The organism is Bradyrhizobium sp., assembly GCF_036735945.1.
Taxonomy (GTDB): Bacteria; Pseudomonadota; Alphaproteobacteria; order Rhizobiales; family Xanthobacteraceae; genus Bradyrhizobium.
Genome location: NZ_DAINNI010000009.1, coordinates 1 through 21,815 on the forward strand (window position 1 = coordinate 1; position 21,815 = coordinate 21,815).

General features: G+C 64.1%; 22 protein-coding genes. 12 read left to right on the plus strand and 10 right to left on the minus strand.

Annotation, left to right across the window (positions count from 1 at the left end; translation table 11 throughout):
* The 3 genes from V7E26_RS05005 to V7E26_RS05015 all read left to right on the plus strand — a co-directional run.
* A partial coding sequence (locus V7E26_RS05005) for an EAL domain-containing protein (protein ID WP_324414105.1) occupies positions 1-290 on the plus strand: 290 nt, incomplete at its 5' end.
* Positions 287-508, plus strand: coding sequence for a type II toxin-antitoxin system RelE/ParE family toxin (locus V7E26_RS05010; protein WP_442893355.1), 222 nt, complete (start codon positions 287-289; stop codon positions 506-508). The genes V7E26_RS05005 and V7E26_RS05010, both read left to right, overlap by 4 nt.
* A gap of 44 nt (positions 509-552) precedes the next feature.
* Positions 553-855, plus strand: a complete 303-nt coding sequence (locus V7E26_RS05015) for a HigA family addiction module antitoxin (protein ID WP_324414107.1) — start codon at positions 553-555, stop codon at positions 853-855.
* 98 nt (positions 856-953) lie between these two features.
* Here the strand turns inward: V7E26_RS05015 and V7E26_RS05020 are convergent, their stop codons facing one another.
* Positions 954-1,211 (minus strand): DUF7662 domain-containing protein, encoded by a 258-nt coding sequence (locus tag V7E26_RS05020; RefSeq protein ID WP_324414109.1) that lies wholly within the window; start codon positions 1,209-1,211, stop codon positions 954-956.
* A gap of 132 nt (positions 1,212-1,343) precedes the next feature.
* Here V7E26_RS05020 and V7E26_RS05025 point away from each other — a divergent pair, with 132 nt between their 5' ends.
* Entirely contained in the window at positions 1,344-2,870 is a 1,527-nt protein-coding gene (locus V7E26_RS05025) for a sensor domain-containing diguanylate cyclase (protein WP_324414111.1), read from the plus strand.
* A gap of 7 nt (positions 2,871-2,877) precedes the next feature.
* Here the strand turns inward: V7E26_RS05025 and galU are convergent, their stop codons facing one another.
* Positions 2,878-3,759, minus strand: a complete 882-nt coding sequence (gene galU / locus V7E26_RS05030; protein ID WP_324414113.1) for a UTP--glucose-1-phosphate uridylyltransferase GalU — start codon at positions 3,757-3,759, stop codon at positions 2,878-2,880.
* 238 nt (positions 3,760-3,997) lie between these two features.
* On the opposite strand from galU, the gene V7E26_RS05035 reads away from it, so the two are divergent.
* From V7E26_RS05035 to V7E26_RS05045, 3 genes are all read left to right on the plus strand, one after another.
* The gene (locus V7E26_RS05035; RefSeq protein WP_324414115.1) at positions 3,998-5,380 is read left to right on the plus strand and encodes a lytic murein transglycosylase; all 1,383 of its coding nucleotides are present in this window, start codon (positions 3,998-4,000) and stop codon (positions 5,378-5,380) included.
* 190 nt (positions 5,381-5,570) lie between these two features.
* Positions 5,571-7,745: a hypothetical protein gene (locus V7E26_RS05040; protein WP_324414117.1), complete on the plus strand. Its 2,175-nt coding sequence runs from the start codon at positions 5,571-5,573 to the stop codon at positions 7,743-7,745.
* 171 nt (positions 7,746-7,916) lie between these two features.
* Positions 7,917-9,707: a DUF459 domain-containing protein gene (locus V7E26_RS05045; protein WP_324414119.1), complete on the plus strand. Its 1,791-nt coding sequence runs from the start codon at positions 7,917-7,919 to the stop codon at positions 9,705-9,707.
* A 72-nt stretch (positions 9,708-9,779) separates the two neighbouring features.
* On the opposite strand, the gene V7E26_RS05050 is transcribed toward V7E26_RS05045, so the two are convergent.
* Together V7E26_RS05050 and V7E26_RS05055 are read right to left on the minus strand one after the other, a co-directional pair.
* Positions 9,780-10,154, minus strand: coding sequence for a CsbD family protein (locus tag V7E26_RS05050; RefSeq protein WP_324414121.1), 375 nt, complete (start codon positions 10,152-10,154; stop codon positions 9,780-9,782).
* An 85-nt stretch (positions 10,155-10,239) separates the two neighbouring features.
* Entirely contained in the window at positions 10,240-10,974 is a 735-nt protein-coding gene (locus tag V7E26_RS05055; RefSeq protein ID WP_324414123.1) for an SDR family NAD(P)-dependent oxidoreductase, read from the minus strand.
* A 115-nt stretch (positions 10,975-11,089) separates the two neighbouring features.
* Here V7E26_RS05055 and V7E26_RS05060 point away from each other — a divergent pair, with 115 nt between their 5' ends.
* Together V7E26_RS05060 and V7E26_RS05065 are read left to right on the plus strand one after the other, a co-directional pair.
* A complete protein-coding gene (locus tag V7E26_RS05060; RefSeq protein WP_324414125.1) occupies positions 11,090-11,869 on the plus strand; it encodes an SDR family NAD(P)-dependent oxidoreductase in 780 nt (259 codons plus the stop codon).
* Positions 11,870-12,002: 133 nt separating this feature from the next.
* Positions 12,003-12,890, plus strand: a complete 888-nt coding sequence (locus tag V7E26_RS05065; protein ID WP_324414127.1) for a TauD/TfdA dioxygenase family protein — start codon at positions 12,003-12,005, stop codon at positions 12,888-12,890.
* 33 nt (positions 12,891-12,923) lie between these two features.
* Here the strand turns inward: V7E26_RS05065 and V7E26_RS05070 are convergent, their stop codons facing one another.
* Positions 12,924-13,574 (minus strand): YqgE/AlgH family protein, encoded by a 651-nt coding sequence (locus V7E26_RS05070; protein WP_324414129.1) that lies wholly within the window; start codon positions 13,572-13,574, stop codon positions 12,924-12,926.
* 134 nt (positions 13,575-13,708) lie between these two features.
* On the opposite strand from V7E26_RS05070, the gene V7E26_RS05075 reads away from it, so the two are divergent.
* The 3 genes from V7E26_RS05075 to V7E26_RS05085 all read left to right on the plus strand — a co-directional run bounded on the left by V7E26_RS05075 (position 13,709) and on the right by V7E26_RS05085 (position 17,078).
* The gene (locus tag V7E26_RS05075; RefSeq protein ID WP_324414131.1) at positions 13,709-14,545 is read left to right on the plus strand and encodes a protein-disulfide reductase DsbD domain-containing protein; all 837 of its coding nucleotides are present in this window, start codon (positions 13,709-13,711) and stop codon (positions 14,543-14,545) included.
* 103 nt (positions 14,546-14,648) lie between these two features.
* The gene (locus V7E26_RS05080) at positions 14,649-16,007 is read left to right on the plus strand and encodes a flippase (protein WP_324414133.1); all 1,359 of its coding nucleotides are present in this window, start codon (positions 14,649-14,651) and stop codon (positions 16,005-16,007) included.
* A gap of 240 nt (positions 16,008-16,247) precedes the next feature.
* On the plus strand, positions 16,248-17,078 hold the full coding sequence (locus tag V7E26_RS05085) for a sulfite exporter TauE/SafE family protein (RefSeq protein WP_324414135.1): 831 nt from the start codon (positions 16,248-16,250) through the stop codon (positions 17,076-17,078).
* Between the two features lie 30 nt (positions 17,079-17,108).
* Here the strand turns inward: V7E26_RS05085 and V7E26_RS05090 are convergent, their stop codons facing one another.
* The 5 genes from V7E26_RS05090 to cysW all read right to left on the minus strand — a co-directional run bounded on the left by V7E26_RS05090 (position 17,109) and on the right by cysW (position 21,781).
* Positions 17,109-17,897 (minus strand): 3-hydroxybutyrate dehydrogenase, encoded by a 789-nt coding sequence (locus V7E26_RS05090; protein WP_324414137.1) that lies wholly within the window; start codon positions 17,895-17,897, stop codon positions 17,109-17,111.
* A gap of 5 nt (positions 17,898-17,902) precedes the next feature.
* Entirely contained in the window at positions 17,903-19,078 is a 1,176-nt protein-coding gene (locus tag V7E26_RS05095; protein ID WP_324414139.1) for a DUF3734 domain-containing protein, read from the minus strand.
* A 136-nt stretch (positions 19,079-19,214) separates the two neighbouring features.
* On the minus strand, positions 19,215-19,712 hold the full coding sequence (locus V7E26_RS05100; protein ID WP_324414141.1) for a CAP domain-containing protein: 498 nt from the start codon (positions 19,710-19,712) through the stop codon (positions 19,215-19,217).
* 94 nt (positions 19,713-19,806) lie between these two features.
* A complete protein-coding gene (locus tag V7E26_RS05105; protein WP_324414143.1) occupies positions 19,807-20,856 on the minus strand; it encodes a sulfate/molybdate ABC transporter ATP-binding protein in 1,050 nt (349 codons plus the stop codon).
* Positions 20,846-21,781 carry a sulfate ABC transporter permease subunit CysW gene (gene cysW / locus V7E26_RS05110; RefSeq protein WP_324414333.1) on the minus strand — a complete coding sequence of 312 codons (936 nt, stop codon included), beginning with the start codon at positions 21,779-21,781 and terminating at the stop codon, positions 20,846-20,848. Before cysW ends, V7E26_RS05105 begins: the two co-directional genes overlap by 11 nt.
* Positions 21,782-21,815 lie beyond the last annotated feature (34 nt).

Here is a 21,815-nt window from a genome sequence, read left to right on the forward strand (position 1 = left end):
CCTCGCTGGCCTATCTGCAGCGCTTCCCGTTCGACACCATCAAGATCGACCAGTCCTTCGTGCGCACCACCAGCCGCGGCACCCGCCCGGTGATCCTGAAATCGATCATCGCGCTGGCCCACGATCTCGGCATGGACGTGGTGGCGGAAGGCGCGGAGACGGATTCGGACGCGGTCGAGCTCTATCAGCTCGGCTGCGAATACGCGCAGGGCTTCGCCTTCGGCGAGCCGATGGACGCCGACGCGGCGATGCGGCTGCTGACGGAAGAGCGGCTGGAAGCGGCGAGCTGATCGTTTCGCCACCGAAAAATGCATCACATCATGATACGCGTTATTTGAACGCAGCGACTTCCCTGCAAGACCTTCGTTCTCCTCCAGGCAATCGTCTCGAGGCCTTGAAGGGTGACCGGGCAGGACAACACTCCATTCGCGTAAACAATCAGTTCCGCATCTGCTTCGTCTGGACCAAGGACGGACCGAAAGACGTCGAATTCACCGATTACCACTAATCATACCCAGACTTGAAAACAGGCCCAGACTCGGAGAGTCGCACATGACAAAGAAGCTGGCACCGATGCACCCCGGAGAAGTTCTCCGGGAGGAATTCCTGAAACCGCTCGGGCTCTCGCCAGGCGCGCTGGCGAAGGCGTGCGGCGTGCCTCGCACCAGGATCGAGCGCCTTGCGAGCGAGACCACCAACATCACGGCTGATACGGCTCTCAGGCTGTCCAAAGCGCTGAATACGTCAACCCTGCTCTGGCTAAACCTGCAGAATGCCTATGACGTGCAAACAGCCGAGCGGGAACTCGGCAAGCAACTCGACAAGATCAAGCCCGTGGTCGCTGATGCTGCGTGAAGCGACAGCGCTCACAGGCCTGCCCACAGATCCGAAATCAAGATCACCCTTGCCCGTTTTTCGGCACGAGGCCCCGTGCCTCAACTATCGCACTACCCTCACCGCCGCGCCGGCATCCGCTTGAACTTCACGCTCTGCCCATCCGCCTGGCGCGTGGCGATGTAGCCTCCGTCGAGGCAGGCCTCGCGCTGCGGCATCTTTTCCTGCGGGCTGCGCAGGCTGTCCCACCACGAGGCACGATGCGCCGCACGCGGCAGCGCGGCGTCGATGATCTCCTCGATCTCCTCGAAGCTCAGCACGAATTCCGCGCGCGTCTGCGCCTTTAGATAGTCCCGTAGCGGGTCATAAGCGTTCACGCGTGTCCTCGATGGCAATCTGCACAAAACCGTCGGTGCCGGCAACCGATCGTTAACTCTCTATCATAACGCGGCCGCTGCTTAAGGCGGCAACAATTTATCAAGCGCATACCGGATGGCTTGGAGCGCATGATGCTATTCGGACGGCAAAGCGACGTGGCCGGAAGGGGCTGGTTCAGGACAGATTCCGGCCGCCGGCCCTGGCGCTTGTCCGCGAAGCTGTTGATCGCATCCTCGATCGCGACCGTGATCGGATTCTCCGCGATCTGCATCAGCGTGATGCTCGACATGCGCCGCGGCGAGGAAGAACTCGCGCGCCAGACGCTGGAAAACCTCGCAACCGGAATCGATTCCGAAATCGCCCGGAACATCGAGCTCTACGACCTGTCCCTGCGCAACGTCGCCAGCAATCTCGTGATGCCGGAGATCAACAAGGTCAGCAAGGAGATCCGCCATCTGATCTTGTTCGATCATGCCGCGACCGCCAAGCACTTCGGCGCTATCCAGGTGTTCGATGCCAAGGGCAGGTTGACCATCGATGCGGCAAGCCTCGACCCGGCGCCGGAGGATCGCAGCGACGAGGAGTACTTCCAGGTTCATCGCGCCAGTCGCGACGTCGGCCTTTACATGAGCCGCCCGATGCTGCGCCGGGGCGCCTATTCCATCGTGTTCAGCCGCCGCGTCACCGGCACCGACGGCGGCTTCCTTGGCGTTGTCGTGGGTTCGATCCGCTTCAGCTATTTTCATGATCTATTCGGCCGGCTGACCCTCGATCCCGGCGACACCATCACCGTCCTGCGCCGCGACCGAACCATCATCATGCGGACGCCGTTCGACCTCGACATCATCGGAAAAAGCCTGGCGGAGCGACGGAACTGGAGCGCCGACAATCTGAAGCAAGGCTCGGCCTATTCCGGCGTCGGGCCGGTCGATCAGACCGCGCGGCTCTATGTCAGAAGCGGCAGCACGAACCTGTTCTTTGTCGTGGTCGGCAAGCCGGTCGCAACCATCCTGAAGCTCTGGCACCGGGAAGTGCTGCGGATCGGAGCGATCATGCTGGTGCTGATCGTGTTCGTGGTCGGCACCACGCTGTTCCTGGCGCGCGAGATCGGCCGCCGCGCCAAGGCCGAGGACAGGCTGGAAGAGCTGGCGACCACGGATTCGCTCACCGGGCTGAAGAACCGGCGCAAGTTCGACCTCGAAATCGACGCGGAATGGCGGCGTGCGGCCCGCAACAAGACGCCGGTCGCGCTGCTGATGATCGATGCCGATCATTTCAAGGCCTACAACGACACCTACGGCCATCAGGCCGGCGACCAGATCCTGGTCGGCATCGCGATCTGCATTTCAGATACGGTGCGGCGGGCCGGCGATTGTCCTGCGCGCTTTGGCGGCGAGGAGTTTGCCGTCCTGTTGCCGGGCCTGTCGGCGATCGAAGCCGTCACGGTTGCCGAGACCATCCGCCTGAAGGTCGAGCAATGGGCAGAAGACCCCGGCGTAACCACCATCAGCACAGGCGTGGCAAGCATTACGCCTGCCGGGTCGCTGGATTGGTCAGACCTCATCGAAGCCGCCGACAAGGCGCTCTACGCCGCCAAGGCCAATGGCCGCAACCAGTCCGTCGTCGCCGCGATCCCGCAGCTCGCGCTGGTGGCTTAGAAGCGTTTCACTTCTTCTCCAGATACTTCTTCATCTCCGCGCGCAGGCCCTCGCGCAGTTCGTCGCGGGCCATGCCGTAGGCGATGTTGGCGCGCAGGAAGCCGGATTTCGAACCGCAATCGTGCCGCTCGCCCTCGAACTCGACGCCATAGAATTTCTGCGTCCCGGCGAGCGTCTTCATCGCGTCGGTGAGCTGGATCTCGTTGCCCGCGCCGCGCTCCTGCTTCTCGAGGATCTTGAAGATTTCCGGCTGCAGGATGTAGCGCCCGGTGATCGAGAGGTTTGACGGCGCCGTGCCCTTCGGCGGCTTCTCGACCATGCCGTCGACCTCGAACATGTTGCCGGCGAGGCGCTTGCCGACGCCACAGATGCCGTATTGATGGGTGAGATCGTCCGGCACCGCCTCGACCGCGAGCAGGTTGGATTTTTCGCCGAGCTTGGAGGCGGCCTCGATCATCTGCTTCAGGCAGCCCGGATTGTTCAGCACCAGCTCATCCGGCAGCACGACCGCGAACGGCTCGTCGCCGACGATGTCGCGCGCGCACCAGACAGCGTGGCCGAGACCGAGCGGCGCCTGCTGGCGGGTGAAGCTCATGGCGCCGGCTTCGGGCTGGTCGCGCGCCAGGATGTCCTGCTCGGCCTTCTTGCCGCGCTGGGCCAGCGTGGTGTCGAGCTCGAACATGCGGTCGAAATGATCCTCGATCACGCCCTTGTTGCGGCCGGTGACGAAGACGAAATGCTCGATCCCGGCTTCCTTGGCCTCGTCGACCACATATTGAATCAAGGGCTTGTCGACGATGGTCAGCATTTCCTTCGGCATCGCCTTGGTGGCGGGAAGGACACGGGTGCCGAGCCCGGCGACCGGAAAAACGGCTTTGCGGATCTTCATGGGATATCGGGAGCCTTTACGGGGACCTTGGAAAATGAGGAAAGCGCTTTGAAAGCACGTTGATAGCCGGTTTGCAGCCCTGAACAAAGGCGGATGTATGGTGACCGTTCACATCCCCTTGCGCGCGGACGGTGCGACAACAAAATGCCCAGTGTTAAGCTATTGGAAACCGTGGCCGGCCTTAGAACCGGAGCGGGAAACGACGGACGGACACTGCATGGGCCTGGCTGAACGAGCGATGAGCAATCGGGTCGGCGTGATCTTGATCGCGGCCGCGCTGCTGTGTTCCCTTGACGCAGCCTCCCCCCACCCGGCCAACGCCCAATCGCCCGGCAGCGACGGGATTTCAAACTTTTTGGGCAATATCTTCTCAGGCCCCAAATCCAGCCCCGCGCTGCAGGCCGCGCCGAGCCCGAACGGCGCGCCACCGCCCTGGAGCGGCGAGGACGGCGCCTCCGGCCATCCCCTGATGACCGCCAGCGCGATCCGGCAGGCGGCGGACAACTTTCAGAATTGCGTCGCCTCGATGTGGCCTGATGCCGCACGGCGCAACATCAGCCAGGAAAATTTCCAGCGCTTCACCGCGGGCCTGGCGCCTGACTTGCGCATCATGGACCTGATGGATTCGCAGCCCGAATTCACCAAGGCGATCTGGGACTATCTCGACATCCTCGTGAACGACAACCGCCTCGCCAAGGGGCGCGAGGTCCTCGCAAAGTACAAGCCGCAATTCGATGCGGTGGAGAAGGCCTACGGCGTCGACCGCTACATCATCGCGTCGATCTGGGGCATCGAATCCAACTACTCGACGCAGATCGGCGACCGCAGCGTGGTGAATTCGACAGCGACACTGGCCTGCATCGGCCGCCGCCAGGCCTATTTCAAGGACGAATTCCTCACCGCGCTCGAAATCCTCAACCGCGGCGATCTGCGTATCGAGCAGATGCGCGGTTCCTGGGCCGGCGCGTTCGGCCCGACGCAGTTCATGCCGACCGCCTTCAAGCGCTACGCGGTCGACGGCGACGGCGACGGCCGCCGCGACGTCGTCGACAACGCTGCCGACCTGATCGCCTCCACCGCCAACAACCTGAAGAAGGACGGCTGGCAGGCCGGCCGGAGCTGGGGCTACGAGGTGGTGCTGCCGCAGGGCTTCAATTTCATGCTCGCGGACAAATCCAGGGCGATGACGATTGCGCAGTGGAAGGCCCAGGGCCTGACCCGGGCCGACGGCAAACCTTTCCCTGATACGACCGAGAAGGCCTATCTGCTGGCGCCGGCCGGCATGCAGGGGCCAGGCTTCCTGATGCTGCAGAATTTCCGGGTGATCATGAAATACAACCCGGCGGAGGCCTATGCGTTGGCGATCGGCCATTTTGCCGACCGCCTGCGTGGCGGCCCGCCCTTCGTGCAACCCTGGCCGCGGCAGGAACGGGTGCTGTCGCGAGCCGAGCGGCTTGAACTGCAACAGCTCCTCGCCCAGCGCGGCTTCTACAAGGGCACCCCGGACGGCCAGTTCGGGGGCCAGACCAGGGAGGCGCTCCGCAGCTTCCAGGCCTCGATCGGAGCCCCGGCGGACGGATTTGCCTCGGCGGATGTGCTGGAGCGGCTCAGGGGCCGCTAGGGCCCGATTGGCGTCCCCTCGGGGCCGGCCCGACGCATCATCCGTCACACGATTGTATTAATTAGCTCACACAAATCTTGATTGAAGGGGAGTAATAGTGTCGCACGCGGCGCGCCTCTAGACTCTCTTTTTCAATTTGCCGAGACCAAGAGCGCAGCGCATCCCCGCGGAAATCGATCGGGAGATTGCCATGGCCAAAGTTATTGAAGCCCGCGCTTTTTGTAACAATGAAGTGGCCTATCTGGCCTGGAAGACCGACGGCAAGATCAAGGACTGCCTCGGCTTCATGATCACCCGCATCGATCTCGACACCGGCGAACGGCGGTTGCTGCCGGCATGGGTTGCCTTCGACACCCAGTCCAACCCGGATTGGGAAGAACAGGACACCAGTGTCTGGCCGATCCAGAAATTCTCCTGGCGCGATCTCACCCTGCGGCGCAGCCGCAACAAGCTGCAGATTCGCGCACCGTTCCGCGCCAAATACGAGATCGTTCCGGTCGGCCCAAAAGCGCCGGGCCGGGTGGCGGTGCCGCTCTCGCCAACCGCGCAACCCGGTAAATACAAGGGCGAGCCGATTCCGATGTTCGTCTGCGGTGAGGCCGGCGAGACCAATGAATTCAACGTGTCGAACAATTTCGGCGACGTCTCAGCGTTCTTCAACAACGGAATCCTGTCGACGCAGAACCTGCGCAAGCAGCTCGAGACTCCGGACGGCAAGGCGCCGACCAAGCCGCAGATCGACGCCCACATCAAAAAGCCCGGCGATCCGATCCGGACCTTCCTCGCCGGCGACGTGCTGCCGGCGCTCAAAACCATGTTTGCGCGCGCCGAACAGGAAGACGGAACGCTGCACCTTGCCTTGTATGAACTCGAGGATGTCGAACTGGTCGACCTGCTGGTCCAGAACCAGGCGCGGCTGCATCTCATTCTCTCGACCGCCGGCAGCAATACGGTGGCAGCCGGCAACGCGAAACCGGCCAGCATGGCCGCCGCGGCGAAGACCATGGTGAAGAGATCGGGAGTGGTCGGCAAGGCCAAGAAGGCCAAGAAGAAGAAATCGATCGCAACGAAGGCCAAGAAGTCAGCGAAGAAGGTAAGTGCGGCGAAGAAATCGGTCGCGGCGGAGAAAGCCGCCAAGAAAGCTCCCAAGAAAGCGGTGAAGAAGGTCGCAAAGGGCGACGCCAAGCCCAAGAAGGTCACCGTCTGGGACACGACAAACGCCGCAGCGCGAGCCAAGCTCGCGGCCCTGATGGGCAACCGGCTTCAGAACCGGATGTTCAACAACTCGGCCCATATCGGGCACAACAAGTTCGCGGTCCTGCTCGACAAGAACGACAAGCCGATCGTCGTTTGGTCTGGAAGCACGAACTGGACCAAGACCGGCCTGTGCGCCCAGTCCAACAATGCGATCATCATCGAATCCGATGCCGTCGCGAAAGCTTACTTCGACTACTGGAACAGGCTGCACGCCGACAAACTGCCGATCCCCGAACCGCTCAGCGCGCCGCTCACCTCGGACCAGGGCCCCGTCCTGCGCAAGGCCGACGCGACACCGAATTCGATGACGATTGATAAGGGAAAGACAAAAGTCGATCTCTGGTATTCCCCGAATACGCCGAAGACGGGAACGCCGAAGACCCGCACCGTGCCGCCCGATCTGCAGTTCGTGTTCTCGCTGATGAAGCAGGCCAAGGACGCGATTTTCTTCCTGGTGTTCAACCCGGGGCGAACCGACGCCGAAGCCGAAGACGTCAACACCGTCGTATCCGCCGGCATCGATTTCGGCCGGCTCGATCCGAAACTTACCGTGTTCGGCGCGATCAGCGACCCGACCGCGCTGCCTGGATTTGTCGCACCGCCCAAGGACGAGCCGCACGACAAGAATGCGCCGAAGATTCCGCCGGCAGCGATCTTCAGCCCGGTGGGTGTTCCCAACGTGCTGATGATCCGCGCCGCGGCGATCAGGGATCTGATCGGCGATTTCCAGCGCGAACTGCTCAGCGCCGGCCACGCCATCATCCATGACAAGATCGTCGTCATCGATCCGATGTCGGAGACCGACTGCGTCGTCATCACCGGGAGCCACAATCTGGGGTTCAAGGCCTCCTACGCCAATGACGAGAATATGCTGGTGTTGCGCGGCAACCGGGCCCTGGCGCTCGCCTATACGACCCACGTGCTCGACATCTACGACCACTATAAATTCAGAGCGGTGCTGGAACAGCAGACCCGCGACGCCATGCTCAAGGGCAAACCAGCCCCGACGCGGCCGACCGGCAAGGGTTTCCTGCAGACCACCGACGCATGGCAGGACCCGTACATTTCCGGCGAAAAGGGCAAGGAACTGGCCTATTTCCTGCGATAAGGCGGCCGGTGGGCCGGTTTGGTGGCATCGCTAACCCCGAAATCAACAATTGGGGCGGCGCCCTTGACGGCGGAGCCCCGTCCCCTGTTCATGGCTATGAAATCTGCCCGCTTGCGGCCCGATTCCGCTATTATATTTGACGCCTCACGTTCCATTTTGCGACCGAGCCGGATGCGAAAGCCAAAATCCTTCTTGCGCGTGTTCACCGACACCGGCCCGCTGGTGGCGCTGGCGGTTGCGATCGCGCTTCTGGTCGGGATCGCGGGACCGGCTTCCGCGCAGTTTTTCAACTTCGGCGGATTCGGCGGTCCGCCGCGGCAAGCGCCGCAGCGCGGCGGCGGCTGGTTCGGTGGCGATTTCTTTGCCCCGTTCCAGGAGCGGCCTTCGCAGCAGCAGGCGCCGCGCCAGGATTTCTCGCGCGCGCCCGGGCCCGCCAAGCGCGACACCGTGGCGGAGCACAACATCCTGGTGATCGGCGATGCGATGGCCGACTGGCTGGGCTACGGCCTCGAAGACGCCTATTCCGAGCAGCCCGACATGGGCGTGATCCGCAAGCACAAGACCGTCTCCGGCCTGATCAAGTATCAGCCGCGCGGCGAGCCCGCCGACTGGGCCGCGGCCGCCAAGGGCATCCTCGCCACCGAAAAGGCGGATGCCATCGTCGTCATGCTCGGCCTCCATGATCGCCAGGCGATCCGCGAGGCGGCGACCGAGAAAAAGACCGACAAGAAGGATGAGAAAAAGGACGCGCGCGGCAAGCCGGACGCCAAGCCTGCGGACGGCAAGTCTGCCGAGGGCAAGACTGCGGATGGTAAGGCTGCGGATGGCAAGTCCACAGACGGCAAGTCGAAGCCGGAAGGCTCGACCGATGCGGCAAAGCGCGACGACAAACCGGTCGATGCCGAACTCTCGCCCGATGACGCAGCCGAGAACGACGGGCCCCAGACCGCCGCTCCGGAAAAGAGCGCGCGCGCCAGTGGCGGGCTCTACGAGTTTCGCGACGAGCGCTGGGTCGAACTCTACGCCAAGAAGATCGAAGAGCTGAACGCCGTCCTCAAATCCAGGGGCGTGCCGGTGCTCTGGGTCGGGCTGCCGGCGATCCGCGGGCAGAAGGGAACAGCCGACATGCTGTTTCTCGATGCGCTCTATCGCGATGGCGCGGGCAAGGCCGGCATCACCTATGTCGATATCTGGGACGGCTTTGTCGATGAAGCCGGCCGCTTCCTGCAAAAGGGCCCCGACTTCGAGGGCCAGATCCGCCAGTTGCGCACCGCCGACGGCGTCTTCTTCACAAAGCCCGGCGCGCGCAAGCTCGCCCATTATGTCGAGCGCGAAGTGACGCGGCTGCTGGCCGCGCGCTCCGGCCCGATCGCCGTGCCGATCGAGCCGACAGCGCCCGAGGCCAATGTCGCGCCCGGACAGCCGGCGCCGCGGCCGCTGGCCGGACCGGTGATGCCGCTCGTCGCCTCTTCCGTCGGCACCGATCAGTTGCTCGGTGGTCCGGGCTCACGCCCGGCTGCGGTCGATGCGCTCGCGGCGCGCACGCTGGTCAAGGGTGAAGCGCTGGCGGCGCCCGCCGGCCGTGCCGACGATTATGCCTGGCCTCGCCGGGAAATCGGCCGCGAGCAGGCCAAGGGCGATACGCCGGTTGCGGCCGCCTCACCGGGCGGAACGGTGGCGGCAGCGCCCGCGCAGAAACAGCTCCTGCTGCCGCCGCCGCAGCAAACGCTGCAGCAACAGCAGCGCCGCTTCACGCAGCCGCCGCCGCCTCCGATGCAAATTCGGCCGGCGCAAAACAACGCGCCGTCGCTGCGCGACTTCTTCGGCGGCTTCGGCGCCGGACCGCGGCCGCCCCCGCCCGCCGCCGCACCGCCGCGCGGCCCGGCTGCTCCCGGCGTGCCGCGTCCACCGGGCAATGTCGGACGATCGGCCGAAGTGCCGCCCGGGAATCTGACACGATAGTTTTTGGAATCATGCGAACTCCGATGCGCCGTGGCGCATCGGAGGGTCGCGTTCCAAAATGACCGGTTGAGCTCAGCCGTAATAGCGCCAGCGCGGCGGCGGACGGCGCGGCGGGCGTGTCATCAGCAGGGCCAGCGCAAATCCGATACCGCCGGCGACCAGCAACGCGCCGAGCGGATTATCCTGCACCGTCTTCGCCACCGCTTTCTGGCCGCTGCGAACGGTGTCGCCGCTGTTTTCGTAAGCGTCCTTGGCGTAGTTGACGGCGGCGTCGGTGGCGTCACGCGCCGCATCCTTGGCCTGGCCGTAGAGATTTTGCACCGTGCCCGCCGCTTCGCGCGCGCGGCCTTCGGCCTGCGTCTTCGCGTCGCCAGTCATGTCACCGACCGTGCCTTCGACCTTACCGGCGAAATCCTTCGCCGAGCCGACAATCCGATCCTTATCCATCGCGGTTACTCCCTGTTTTTCAAGGGATGTAACCGACGAAACCGGCCAGGGTTCCTCGTTCGAAACAGCGGTCTTTCCGGCGGGCCTACAGGATCAGCCCGCCATCGACCACGATGGTCTGGCCGATGATGTAGGACGCCAGCGGGGAAGCCAGGAACAGCGCCGCGCCGGCCATGTCGGCCGGTGTGCCGAGCCGCTTCAGCGGAATCCGCTCCAGCGCGCCTTCCAGCCGTTTCGGGTTTGCGGTCGTCGCCTTGGTCATCTTGGTGTCGACCAGCCCCGGAGCGATGCCGTTGACGCGAATACCGTTCTCGGCCCATGCCTCGCCGAGCGTGCGCGTCAGGCCGACCGCGCCGGTCTTGGAGGCGTTGTAGGCCGGGTTGCCCATGGTGGAGTGATAGGCCGCCGTCGAACTGACGATGATCAGCGAACCTTTGCTCGCGCTCAGCATCGCATGAAACCTGGTTGCGCATGCCATCAGGCTCATCAGATTGACTTCGAGAACCTTGCGAAAGCCGTCCATCTCGAACTCACCGCGGCGGTAGATCACCGCGCCTTGCGCGAGCACCAGCACGTCGAGTTTTGCGAAAGGCGGCTTGAAGGATTGAATGGCCTGGGCGTTGCTGACGTCGAGCTGGAAGTAGTCGAGCCCATCCAGATGCGATCCTTCCTCGGGCGAATAGTCGGCGGCGCTGCCACGGGTGCCGCAGACCGCGACCGCCGCGCCCCTGGCCCGAAAGGCCTGCGCGATGCCGTTGCCGATTCCGCTGGAACCGCCCACCACCAGCACCCGCCTGTCGCTGAAATCCAGTTCGTTCATCCCTGCGATCCTTTTTTGTTGGTTTCTGATAGCGCCGTCAGCCTCGTTTGACCTCTCTGCGGATCGGTGCCAGCCTTGTCAATCCTGCAACGCGCATCTCTGTCCGGGTCCCATCATGTCAGATTTCAAAGAGCTCAGCCGCTCGGTCAAAGGCCTGACCGTTCTCGTCACCGGCGCCGCCAGCGGCATGGGCCGCGCCACCGCGCTGGTGTTCGCCGCCGAAGGCGCCAATGTTGCGGTCACCGATCTGAACGCCGAAGCCACGCAGGCGGTCGCCAGCGAGATTGCATCGAGAGGCGGTTCTGCGAAAGCATGGACGCTCGATGTCGCCAATCCCAAAGACATCATCAAGGTCGTCAACGAGGTCGCCGCGCATTTCGGCTCGCTCGATATCGTCATCAACAATGCCGGCATCTCCGTGCGCGTGGCGATCGACGACGAGGGCTATGACGCGGCCTGGGACAAGGCGCTGGCCGTGATGCTGACCGCGCACCCGCGCATCATCCGCGCCGCGCTGCCGCATCTGCGCAAGTCGAAATCGCCGCGCATCGTCAATATCGCCTCGACCGAGGCGCTCGGCGCCACCGCGCTGCACAGCCCCTACTCTGCCGCGAAGGGTGGCGTCACCAGCCTGACCCGCTCGCTTGCCGTCGAGCTCGGACGCGAGGGCATCACCGTCAACTGCATCTGCCCGGGCCCGATCCGCACCGCGATCACCGATCGGATTTCCGAAGAGCACAAGACGATCTACGCCAGGCGCCGCACCGCACTCGGCCGCTACGGCGACCCTGAAGAGGTGGCGCACATGACGCTGAGCCTTTGCCTGCCGGCCGCGTCCTTCCTGACCGGTACGGTGATCCATGTCGACGGCGGGCTGATGGCGCGGAATGCGTGACGCGCGACATGGCCCCGGCGCTGCACCGCGTCCGGGACACGAGGCCATGCATCACCGACAGGACCGGTAGCGTTGACATCGCCCGGCCCGGGAGTAGCCTTTCGGGAAAAATCACGCATCGGGGAGAGGCGCCATGGCCCTGGCCATCCGTCAGTTGCAGAAGCATTTTGTCGGCGAGGTATCCGGCCTCGATCTGCGCGTGCCGCTCACCACGGAGCAGGCGCGCGAAGTCGAAGCGGCGATGGACAAATATGCCGTGCTGGTATTCCACGGCCAGGACATCACCGACGAGCAGCAGCTCGCCTTTGCGCTGAATTTCGGCGAGCGCGAGCAGGCGCGCGGCGGCACCATCGTCAAGAAGGATGAGTACCGCCTCACCACGGGCCTGAACGACGTCTCCAACCTCGGCAAGGACGGCAAGCCGCTCGCCCGCGACAGCCGCGCCCATCTGTTCAATCTCGGCAACTGCCTGTGGCACTCCGACAGTTCGTTCCGCCCGATCCCGGCAAAGTTCTCGCTGTTGTCGGCGCGCGTGGTGAACCCGAAGGGCGGCAACACCGAATTCGCCGACATGCGCGCGGCCTATGACGCGCTCGACGACGAGACCAAGGCGGAGATCGATGACCTGATCTGCGAGCATTCGCTGATGTATTCGCGCGGCTCGCTCGGCTTCCTCGACTACACCGACGAGGAAAAAGCGATGTTCAGGCCGGTACTGCAGCGGCTGGTGCGGACGCATCCGGTGCACGGCCGCAAGTCGCTGTATCTGTCCTCGCATGCCGGCACGATCAAGGGCATGAGCATGCCCGAAGCGCGGCTGCTGCTGCGCGACCTCAACGAGCACGCCACGCAGCCGGAATTCGTCTACGTCCACAAATGGACGCTGCACGACCTCGTGATGTGGGACAACCGCCAGACCATGCACCGCGTGCGGCGCTACGATCAGTCGCAGCCCCGCGACATGCGCCGCGCGACCGTAGCCGGCACCGAGCCGACGGTGGCGCAGCAGGCAGCGGAGTAGAGCGTCAAGGTAGACAGGCCGCGTGCGGCAAACCTACGCGTGGCCGGCCTGGTTCGACAGCATGCCGGGATCGATGCCGATCTTGCGCAGCGCGCGCTGGTACTTTTCCTCGACGTCGTCGCCGAAGATCAGTTCCGGGTCGGCATCACAATGCAGCCAGCCATTATGCTGGATCTCGTTCTCGAGCTGGCCCGGCGCCCAGCCGGCGTAGCCCAGCGCCAGGATCGCGTGTTTCGGCCCGGTGCCCTGGGCGATCGCCTTGAGGATGTCCACCGTCGCGGTCAGGCAGATGCCGTCGTCGATGTTCAGCGTTGCGTCCTTGATGATGAAATCGCTCGAATGCAGCACGAAGCCGCGGCCGGTGTCGACCGGACCGCCCTTGAGCACTTGCAGTGTCTCCGCGGTTTCCGGCAGCTTGATCTGGTCGGCCTTCTGAATGATATCGAGCTGCACCAGCAATCCCGGAAAATCGATGCTGCCGGCCGGACGGTTGACGATGATGCCCATCGCGCCTTCCGACGAATGGGCGCACATGTAGATCACCGAGCGTTCGAAACGCGGATCGCCCATGACCGGCATGGCAATCAACAGCCGGCCGTCCAGATAGCCCTCGCCGGACGAATTGTCGCCAATGCCGGCAGCTTTGCGGCGAAGGGGCTTCCGTGTCTTGCCTTCAGGGCGCATCCGCAGCGGCCTCTCTTGCTGATTTCATACTGATATCGGGGGCGAATTCTGTCAATCAAGCTTCAGAGGTCATACTGTCGCCGATCACACGCAATTCAATGGTTTGCGCCGAAACTTGCCTGTAAAGACGTGCCATGATGCTGATGGTTCCCTTGCGTGCCGCGCTTGGCGCCGCCGTTCTGTATGTTGCGTGTACGACGTCGCAGGCTCGCGCCGAGGATGCCTCGCCATGGCAGCGCGACGCGCATTCCGCGCTCCGGCTGCTGGCGGGATCGCGCAGCGGTACCGTGCTGCTCGGCGGCGTGGCTATCCAGTTGCAGCCGGGATGGAAGACCTATTGGCGCACGCCCGGCGACTCCGGCGTCCCGCCCCGCTTCGATTTCTCCAAATCCGACAATGTCGAGGCTGTGACGGTGTTGTGGCCGGCTCCGGCGAAATTCGATGACGGCGCCGGCGGAACCGCGCTGGGATACAAGCAGCAGATCGTACTGCCGTTGCGCATCGTCGCCAGGAATGCCGACAAGCCGGTGACGCTGCGGGCCGACATCAGCTACGCGGTCTGCGAGAAGATTTGCATTCCGGTCGAAGCCCGCGCCGAACTCGCCTTTGCCAGCGTTGCGAGCACCGAGGACGGCACGTTGTCGGATGCGCTCAATGCGGTGCCGAAGCCCGCCAATGTCGGCGATCCCAATCCGCTGACCATTCGCGACATCAAGCGCCAGGGGAAGACCAACGTCCTGGTCGACGTCATCGCGCCCGAAGCCAGGGAGGTCAGCCTGTACGTCGAGGGGCCGACGCCCGACTGGGCGTTGCCGGTGCCGAAGCTGGTCGAGCAAAGCCCGCCCGGCGTCAAGCGCTTCACCTTCGAACTCGACGGCCTGCCCCCCGGCGCCAGCCCGGAAGGCGCCGCGCTCAAGCTCACACTGGTCGGCGGCGACCGGGCCTATGAGTTCAATGTCAATTTGAACTGACCAGTCCGTCGTCCCACCCAACCGAATCTTAACGAATGGTTGATACATCCGGCCATCGCCGCTGCCTCGCGGCGCATTTCGGGGATGCACCCTTGTGGCCGTGATGGAGACGCAATCCGCAACCGCTCAGCCTGCCGGCGCGATGGCGCGCCTGCGCGCGCTGCTCGGCGGCTCCAACGAAGCTTCCGTCACGCGGCGGCTCGCCGGTACCATCTTCATCATCCGCGTGTTCAGCGCGGCCCTTGCCTATCTCGCGCAGATCCTGCTGGCGCGCTGGATGGGCGGCTCGGATTACGGCGTCTATGTCTATGTCTGGACCTGGGTGCTGCTGCTCGGCAGCATGATGGATTTCGGCATCTCGGCTTCCGCGCAGAAGATCATTCCGGAATACCGGACCCGCGGCAAGCATGACCTGCTGCGCGGTTTTCTTTCCGGCAGCCGCTGGATCACCTTCGCCGTGTCCTCCATCGTCTCGCTGCTGCTGGCCGGCGTGGTCAAGGGACTGTCGCCATGGATCGACGCCAACGCGATCGTTCCGCTCTATGTCGGCTGCCTGACGCTGCCGGCCTTCGTCGTCGCCAACACCCAGGACGGCATCGCCCGCTCGCACGACTGGATGCAGCTCGGCCTGATGCCGCAATTCATCGTGCGGCAATCGCTGATCATCGGCTTTACCGCCGGAGCCTTCGTGCTCGGCTTCAATCTCGGCGCCACCGCCGCGATGCTGGCGAGCACTGCTGCGGTATGGATCGCGATGATCGGCCAGATGGTCGTGCTCAACCGCAGGCTCCGCGGCCATGTCGAGTCGGGTCCGAAGGCCTACGATTTCCGCGGCTGGCTCGCGGTCTCGCTGCCGATCCTGATGGTCGAGGGATTCTACCTGCTGCTGTCCTACACCGACGTGTTGGTGCTGCAGCAATTCCGCTCATCGGAAGAAGTGGGCATCTATTTCGCAGTGGTGAAGACGCTGGCGCTGGTCTCCTTCATTCACTATGCGATGGCGGCGACGACGGCGCATCGTTTTGCCGAATATCATGCGCTGGGCGACAAGCCGCGGCTGTCGGCCTATGTGGCGCACGCGATCCAGTGGACGTTCTGGCCCTCGCTGGCTGCGACCATCGTGCTGCTGGCGTTCGGCAAGCCGCTGCTGTGGCTGTTCGGGCCGCAATTCGTCGCCGGCTACGACATCATGTTCATCGCCGCGATCGGACTCGTGGTGCGCTCCGCGATCGGCCCGGTCGAGCGACTCCTCAACATGCTCGGCCACCAGCATATCTGCGCGCTGGCCTATGCGCTCGCCTTCGTCATGAATGTCGTGCTCTGCGTCATGCTGGTGCCGCGCTTCGGCGGCCACGGCGCAGCGGCCGCGACCTCGATCTCGCTGGCGTTCGAGACCGTGCTGCTGTTCTGGATCGTGCGCCGGCGGCTCGGCCTGCACGTGCTGGCGTTCGGCAAGCGCTGATTCCGAAAGAATAGGACAGCAATCGCGGCACATCGCCGCGGCAGTGGCTTGCGTTCGGCACGTTCCCTCCAAACGGTCCGTGGCGCCTCCCAACCGTCATATCCAAGGCGGTAGCCGGCATAGTGGAGAAAATATCCGGCAGGTTCCCGCGCCGGCATGAACATCCTTATTACAGTCCCCTCGGGACGCCCGGGCCCGGCGTTGCTATATACTGACAGAATCGAAGCTCTGACCCCTGTAATGTTTGATCCTCTCTATGTTGCGTCGGGATTTGGCGTCGGCCTCCTGGTCGGGATGACCGGCGTCGGCGGCGGCTCGCTGATGACGCCGCTCCTGATCCTGCTGTTCGGCGTCCACCCGTCGACCGTTGTTGGAACCGACCTGCTCTATGCCGCGGCGACCAAGACCGGCGGCAGCCTGGTGCACGGCTTGTCGCGGAGCATCCACTGGCCGGCGGTCATCCGCCTCGCCTGCGGCAGCATCCCCGCGAGCCTCGCCACGCTGTTGGTGCTGTGGCAACTCGACCTCAACGGCGAAGCCGCGCGCAGCCTGGTCAATCTGGTGCTGTGCTTTGCGCTGATCCTCACCGCGACATCCCTGATCTTCCGCAAGGCGATCATGGACAGGTACCGCCGGCGCATGGAGCGGCTCGGCGCGTCGACCACCGACCGCGCGACCGTGATTGTCGGCGCGGCGCTCGGCGTACTGGTTTCGATTTCGTCGGTCGGCGCCGGCGCGGTTGGCGTCACCGCGCTGCTGCTGCTCTATCCGCGGCTGCCGATGGCGCGCATCGTCGGCTCCGATATCGCGCATGCGGTGCCGCTGACGCTGGTCGCCGGTATCGGCCATTGGGCAATGGGTTCGGTCGACTGGGCGCTGATGGCCGTGCTGCTGATCGGCTCGCTGCCCGGCATCATCATCGGCAGCTACTGCGCGGTTCGCGTGCCGGAAACGGTGCTGCGGCTGCTGCTGGCCACCGTGTTGATCGTGGTGGCCAGCAAGCTTGCCGTCAACGAGTTGCACATCTCGACCGAAAGTCTCGCGGCCGCAGCCCGCAGCATCACGCACTAGAATTCCGGTCGCGCGTTGCCCCGCAATGTCCTATTCCGCAGTCCAACCGCCGTCGATCGACAGATTGGCGCCGGTGATCTGGGCGGCATCGTCGCCGCACAGGAACAGCGCGAGCGCCGCGACCTGTTCCGAGGTCACGAATTCCTTGGTCGGCTGCGCGTCGAGCAGCACGTCGTTGATGACCTGCTCCTTGGTCAGGTTGCGCGCCTTCATGGTCTCCGGAATCTGCTTCTCGACCAGCGGCGTCCAGACATAGCCGGGGCTGATGCAGTTGCAGGTGATCTTGAAGGTCGCAAGCTCCAGCGCCACCGTCTTGGTGAGCCCGGCGATGCCGTGCTTGGCCGAGACATAGGCCGACTTGAACGGCGACGCGACCAGCGAATGGGCCGACGCCGTGTTGATGATGCGGCCCCAGCCACGCTTCTTCATGCCGGGCACCGCGGCGCGAATGCCATAGAATGCCGACGACAGGTTGATGGCGATGATGGCTTCCCACTTCTCCGGCGGGAACTCCTCGATCGGCGACACGAACTGGATGCCGGCATTGTTGACGAGGATGTCGACCCCACCGAAGGTCTTCTCGCCGAGCGCGATCATTTCGGCGATCTCGGCGGGCTTGGTCATGTCGGCGGGCGAATGCACGGCGCGAACCTTGAAGTCGGTCTCGATGCCGGAGCGCTCGCGCTCGATGTCGGCAGGAACCCCCATGCCGTTGAGCACGATATTGGCGCCGGCGCCGGCGAACGCGCGCGCATAAGCCAATCCGATGCCGCTGGTGGAGCCGGTCACGACGGCGGTTTTGCCTTTCAAAATACCCATTCCATTCACTCCTGCTTGGCGCCGGGGGTCCTGGGAACATCCCCCGACATATCATAGGCCATCATGGTCTCGCCGGACTGCGGACGCTCGAGCACCTCCTTGTGGCGCATCGACTGATGAACGTCGCGGACGCCCGCGTCCCAGTGCTCGACCATGGCGACGTGTGAGAAGTCGTAGTCCTTGGACGAGGTTTCGTAGTTCTTGCTCTTGTAGATCAGGTGCACCACGGTGACGGTGTTTTCCTTGGCCGCGTTGCAGAGCACTTCCACCGAAGGATCGGTCCTGAGTTCGTCGGGCAATTTTCCGAGCAGTTCGCGCAGCGCCTTGCGTGTATTGTGCAGTTGCCTGTTCTTGTCGGTCGCCATCCGGGTGCGGCTGGAATAGCGGATGTCCTTTTCGCGCTCGGCGGCTTCCAGCAGCGATGTCGGCAGATCGCCGGTCGCGCTGAACAGGTCGACCTGGAAGATCAGGAGATCGCGGTTGGTTTCCTCAGCCAGCACGAAATCGAGCGGCGTGTTGGAGGCAATGCCGCCGTCCCAATAATGCTCGCCCTCGATCTCGACGGAAGGAAAGCCCGGCGGCAGCGCGCCCGAGGCCATGATGTGCTCCGGCTCGATCTTCTTGCCCAGCTTCCTGAACTCGACATTGTCGAAATACTGCAGATTGCCCGAGACCACGCCGACCGCGCCGACGCTGAGCCGCGTCTTCAGATCGTTGATGCGGTCGAAGTCGACCAGCCGCTCCAGCGTCTTCTTCAGGGGCGCGGTGTCGTAATAGCTCTGCGACTGCCGGCTGCCGGGCGGCCACAACGGAGCCGGCGGAACGCGCGGCGTGAAGAAGCCGGGCACGCCAAAGGTCGCGATCAGCGCGGCGCTGGTCTCGTTGAACAGCGAGCGCGCGCGATCACCCGGCGTCACCGGATTCCAGGAGACCGGCGAGGATACCATCTCCCAGAATTCCTTGAGGCGATCGACGCGCGTCGAGTTTTCGTTGCCGGCAATGATCGCCGCGTTGATCGCGCCGATCGAAATGCCCGCAATCCATTCCGGCTCGAAGCCGGAGCGGCACAGCGCGTGAAAGGCACCAGCCTGGTAGGAGCCAAGCGCGCCGCCGCCCTGCAGCACCAGCACTTTCTGCGCCATCGCGGGCGTGGTGGCTGGCGCGGATTGGGGAAACTCCATTGTGGCCCTCGGCTATTGGGCGATGAAGGACGCACCGTGGCGACAGTTCGCGACGGCGTCAATCAGGGAGATCGAAGCAAGGATCACGCCGAATTTATCGCTTTGTGATGAGCGGGAGCCCGGCGGCGTAACGGCTTCAGGTTGATGCAAGAATAAGCGTCCAGAACACCTTGTATTTGGTGTTCGGAGCATAAGCCGCCGCGATGCCCAATTTTGTGACACCGTTCTTGAGCATGTTGGCCTTGTGCGGCGGCGAGTCGCGCCAGCCCGAAAAGGCCTCCGCCAGCGTATGGTATCCGGCCGAGACGTTCTCGACCGCCAGCGTGGCCGGATATCCGGAGGCTTTCAGCCGCTTCTCCAGCGGGCCCTTCACGTCGTGGTCCATCTTGTTGCGGGCGGCCATCGCCTGGGATTGCTGCTCGGCGAGCCGGGTCAGTTCCGGATCGACCACCACCGTGCCGAGGCCGTTGTTCTGGCGGTATTGCGAGATCATGATCGCGGCCGCGGCCGTATCAAGCGCAGCGCCGGGCTTCGACATGTCGACATACATCGACGGCTGCTCCGGAAGCTTGACGTCGCCTGCACAGCCGGCAAGCAGCAGAAGCCCGATAATGGCGATGGCCGCCCGTTTCACCAATATATCCCCCGAATCCCTCAAGGCTGGACGGCCGTTGTTGCATACCAACCGTGGCTGAAAGGTGAACGGGGGTGGAATTCTGCCGACGCCATCAATCCTGGGCGGCAAAAATCCGGTAGCGGCGGGGCTGCAGGCCGATGATCTCGCCGGCCTGGAGTTCCCGGTCCCGGGGGGCGTCGATCTCGATCACGGTATCGCCCCCACCATCCGTCAAGGCGACCTCCGCCCGCTGGATCGGACCGAACGAGCGGACGTGGCGTACCGCGCCCTCCAGCGAGCCGGTTCCGGCCGGCCCGATCTGCATGTCGTGGCGACGCACGAACAGTTTTGACGCACCGGCGGCGGCGCCTTCCGCGGCAATGTTCAGCGGCCGGCCGCCGAGATGCACCGAGCCGCCGGCAACCTCCACCGGCAGCACGATGGATTCGCCGATGAAGCCGTGGACGAAGGCGGTCGCGGGGTTGTCGTAGACATCGCCGGGCGTGCCGATCTGCTCGATGCGCCCCTTGTCCATCACCACCACGCGGTTGGCGACCTCAAGCGCCTCTTCCTGGTCATGGGTGACGAAGATCGAGGTGACGTGGATCTCGGAATGCAGCGAGCGCAGCCATTGCCGCAACTCCTTGCGCACCTTGGCGTCCAGCGCGCCGAACGGCTCGTCGAGCAAGAGGATGCGCGGCTCGATCGCGAGCGCGCGCGCCAGCGCGATGCGCTGCCGCTGGCCGCCGGAGAGTTGGCTCGGATAGCGATTGGCGAGCCAGTCGAGTTGCACCAGATCGAGCAATTCCTTGACGCGGGCACGGATCGTCGCCTCGTCCTTGCGGACGGCACGCGGCTGCACGCGCAGGCCGAAGGCGACGTTCTCGAACACCGTCATGTGGCGGAACAGCGCGTAGTGCTGGAACACGAATCCGACATGGCGCTCGCTCGCGCCGTGCCCGAGCGCGTCCTCGCCGTCGATCGTGACTTCGCCGGCATCCGGCCAGTCGAGGCCCGCGATGATGCGCAGCAGCGTCGTCTTCCCCGAACCGGAGGGGCCGAGCAGCGCCAGCAATTCGCCCTTGCCGACTTTCAGATCGACATCGTCGAGCGCGGCAAACGTACCGAACTTCTTGACGATGTTTTTGACTTCAATGGTCACGCGGATCGTCCTTTGGGGGTTGTCCCTCGTCCAGGCGCTGTTCGAGAACGGTCTTCACGACCAGCGTAATCAGGGCCAGCATCGCCAGCAGCGAGGCGATCGCAAACGAGGCCACGAATTGATATTCATTATAGAGGATCTCGACCAATAGCGGCATGGTGTTGGTCTCGCCGCGGATATGGCCAGATACCACCGACACCGCACCGAACTCGCCCATGGCGCGCGCGTTACACAGCAATACGCCATAGAGCAGGCCCCATTTGATATTGGGCAGAGTGACGCGGAAGAAGGTCTGCAGGCCTGACGCGCCCAGCGAGATCGCGGCTTCCTCTTCCTGCGTCCCCTGCTCCTGCATCAGGGGGATCAGCGAGCGGGCAACGAACGGAAACGTGACGAAGATGGTCGCCAGTGCGATGCCCGGCACCGCGAACAGGATGTGGATGTCGCGGGCCTGCAGCCAGCTGCCCCAATAGCCCTGCGCGCCAAACAGCAGCACGAAGACCAGGCCGGAGATGACCGGACTGACCGAGAACGGCAGGTCGATCAGCGTGATCAGGAAGGTCTTGCCGGGGAAATCGAACTTCGTGATCGCCCAGGCCGCGATCACGCCGAACACCAGATTGAGGCTGACGGAGATCGCCGCCACCAGCAGCGTGAGCCTGATCGCGGAGAGCGCCTCCGGCTCGGACAGCGCGGCAAGATAGGCGCTGATGCCCTTGGAGAAGGCCGAGGCGAATACCACCACCAGCGGCAGCACGACGAAGATCGTGAGAAAGGAAATCGCCAGCGCAACGATGATGAACCGGATCGGCCTGGGCTCGTTTAGCAGATCCCTTGAGGCAGCGATCCGGCGCGCACGGTCGCTTACCTCGTGTATGGCCGGTGGAGGAATGGCGAGGTCCGCGGTTGAGGTGTAGGCCCGCATCGGGGACGCCGAAGTCAAAAAGCTCGTTTCCGTC

Excerpts from the sequence above, each read along its gene's own strand:
- V7E26_RS05015 (WP_324414107.1), top strand. The coding sequence starts at position 553 with ATGACAAAGAAGCTGGCACCGATGCACCCCGGAGAAGTTCTCCGGGAG.
- V7E26_RS05025 (WP_324414111.1), top strand. The coding sequence starts at position 1,344 with ATGCTATTCGGACGGCAAAGCGACGTGGCCGGAAGGGGCTGGTTCAGG.
- galU (WP_324414113.1), bottom strand. The coding sequence starts at position 3,759 with ATGAAGATCCGCAAAGCCGTTTTTCCGGTCGCCGGGCTCGGCACCCGT.
- V7E26_RS05035 (WP_324414115.1), top strand. The coding sequence starts at position 3,998 with ATGAGCAATCGGGTCGGCGTGATCTTGATCGCGGCCGCGCTGCTGTGT.
- V7E26_RS05040 (WP_324414117.1), top strand. The coding sequence starts at position 5,571 with ATGGCCAAAGTTATTGAAGCCCGCGCTTTTTGTAACAATGAAGTGGCC.
- V7E26_RS05045 (WP_324414119.1), top strand. The coding sequence starts at position 7,917 with ATGCGAAAGCCAAAATCCTTCTTGCGCGTGTTCACCGACACCGGCCCG.
- V7E26_RS05050 (WP_324414121.1), bottom strand. The coding sequence starts at position 10,154 with ATGGATAAGGATCGGATTGTCGGCTCGGCGAAGGATTTCGCCGGTAAG.
- V7E26_RS05055 (WP_324414123.1), bottom strand. The coding sequence starts at position 10,974 with ATGAACGAACTGGATTTCAGCGACAGGCGGGTGCTGGTGGTGGGCGGT.
- V7E26_RS05060 (WP_324414125.1), top strand. The coding sequence starts at position 11,090 with ATGTCAGATTTCAAAGAGCTCAGCCGCTCGGTCAAAGGCCTGACCGTT.
- V7E26_RS05065 (WP_324414127.1), top strand. The coding sequence starts at position 12,003 with ATGGCCCTGGCCATCCGTCAGTTGCAGAAGCATTTTGTCGGCGAGGTA.
- V7E26_RS05070 (WP_324414129.1), bottom strand. The coding sequence starts at position 13,574 with ATGCGCCCTGAAGGCAAGACACGGAAGCCCCTTCGCCGCAAAGCTGCC.
- V7E26_RS05075 (WP_324414131.1), top strand. The coding sequence starts at position 13,709 with ATGATGCTGATGGTTCCCTTGCGTGCCGCGCTTGGCGCCGCCGTTCTG.
- V7E26_RS05080 (WP_324414133.1), top strand. The coding sequence starts at position 14,649 with ATGGAGACGCAATCCGCAACCGCTCAGCCTGCCGGCGCGATGGCGCGC.
- V7E26_RS05085 (WP_324414135.1), top strand. The coding sequence starts at position 16,248 with ATGTTTGATCCTCTCTATGTTGCGTCGGGATTTGGCGTCGGCCTCCTG.
- V7E26_RS05090 (WP_324414137.1), bottom strand. The coding sequence starts at position 17,897 with ATGGGTATTTTGAAAGGCAAAACCGCCGTCGTGACCGGCTCCACCAGC.
- V7E26_RS05095 (WP_324414139.1), bottom strand. The coding sequence starts at position 19,078 with ATGGAGTTTCCCCAATCCGCGCCAGCCACCACGCCCGCGATGGCGCAG.
- cysW (WP_324414333.1), bottom strand. The coding sequence starts at position 21,781 with ATGCGGGCCTACACCTCAACCGCGGACCTCGCCATTCCTCCACCGGCC.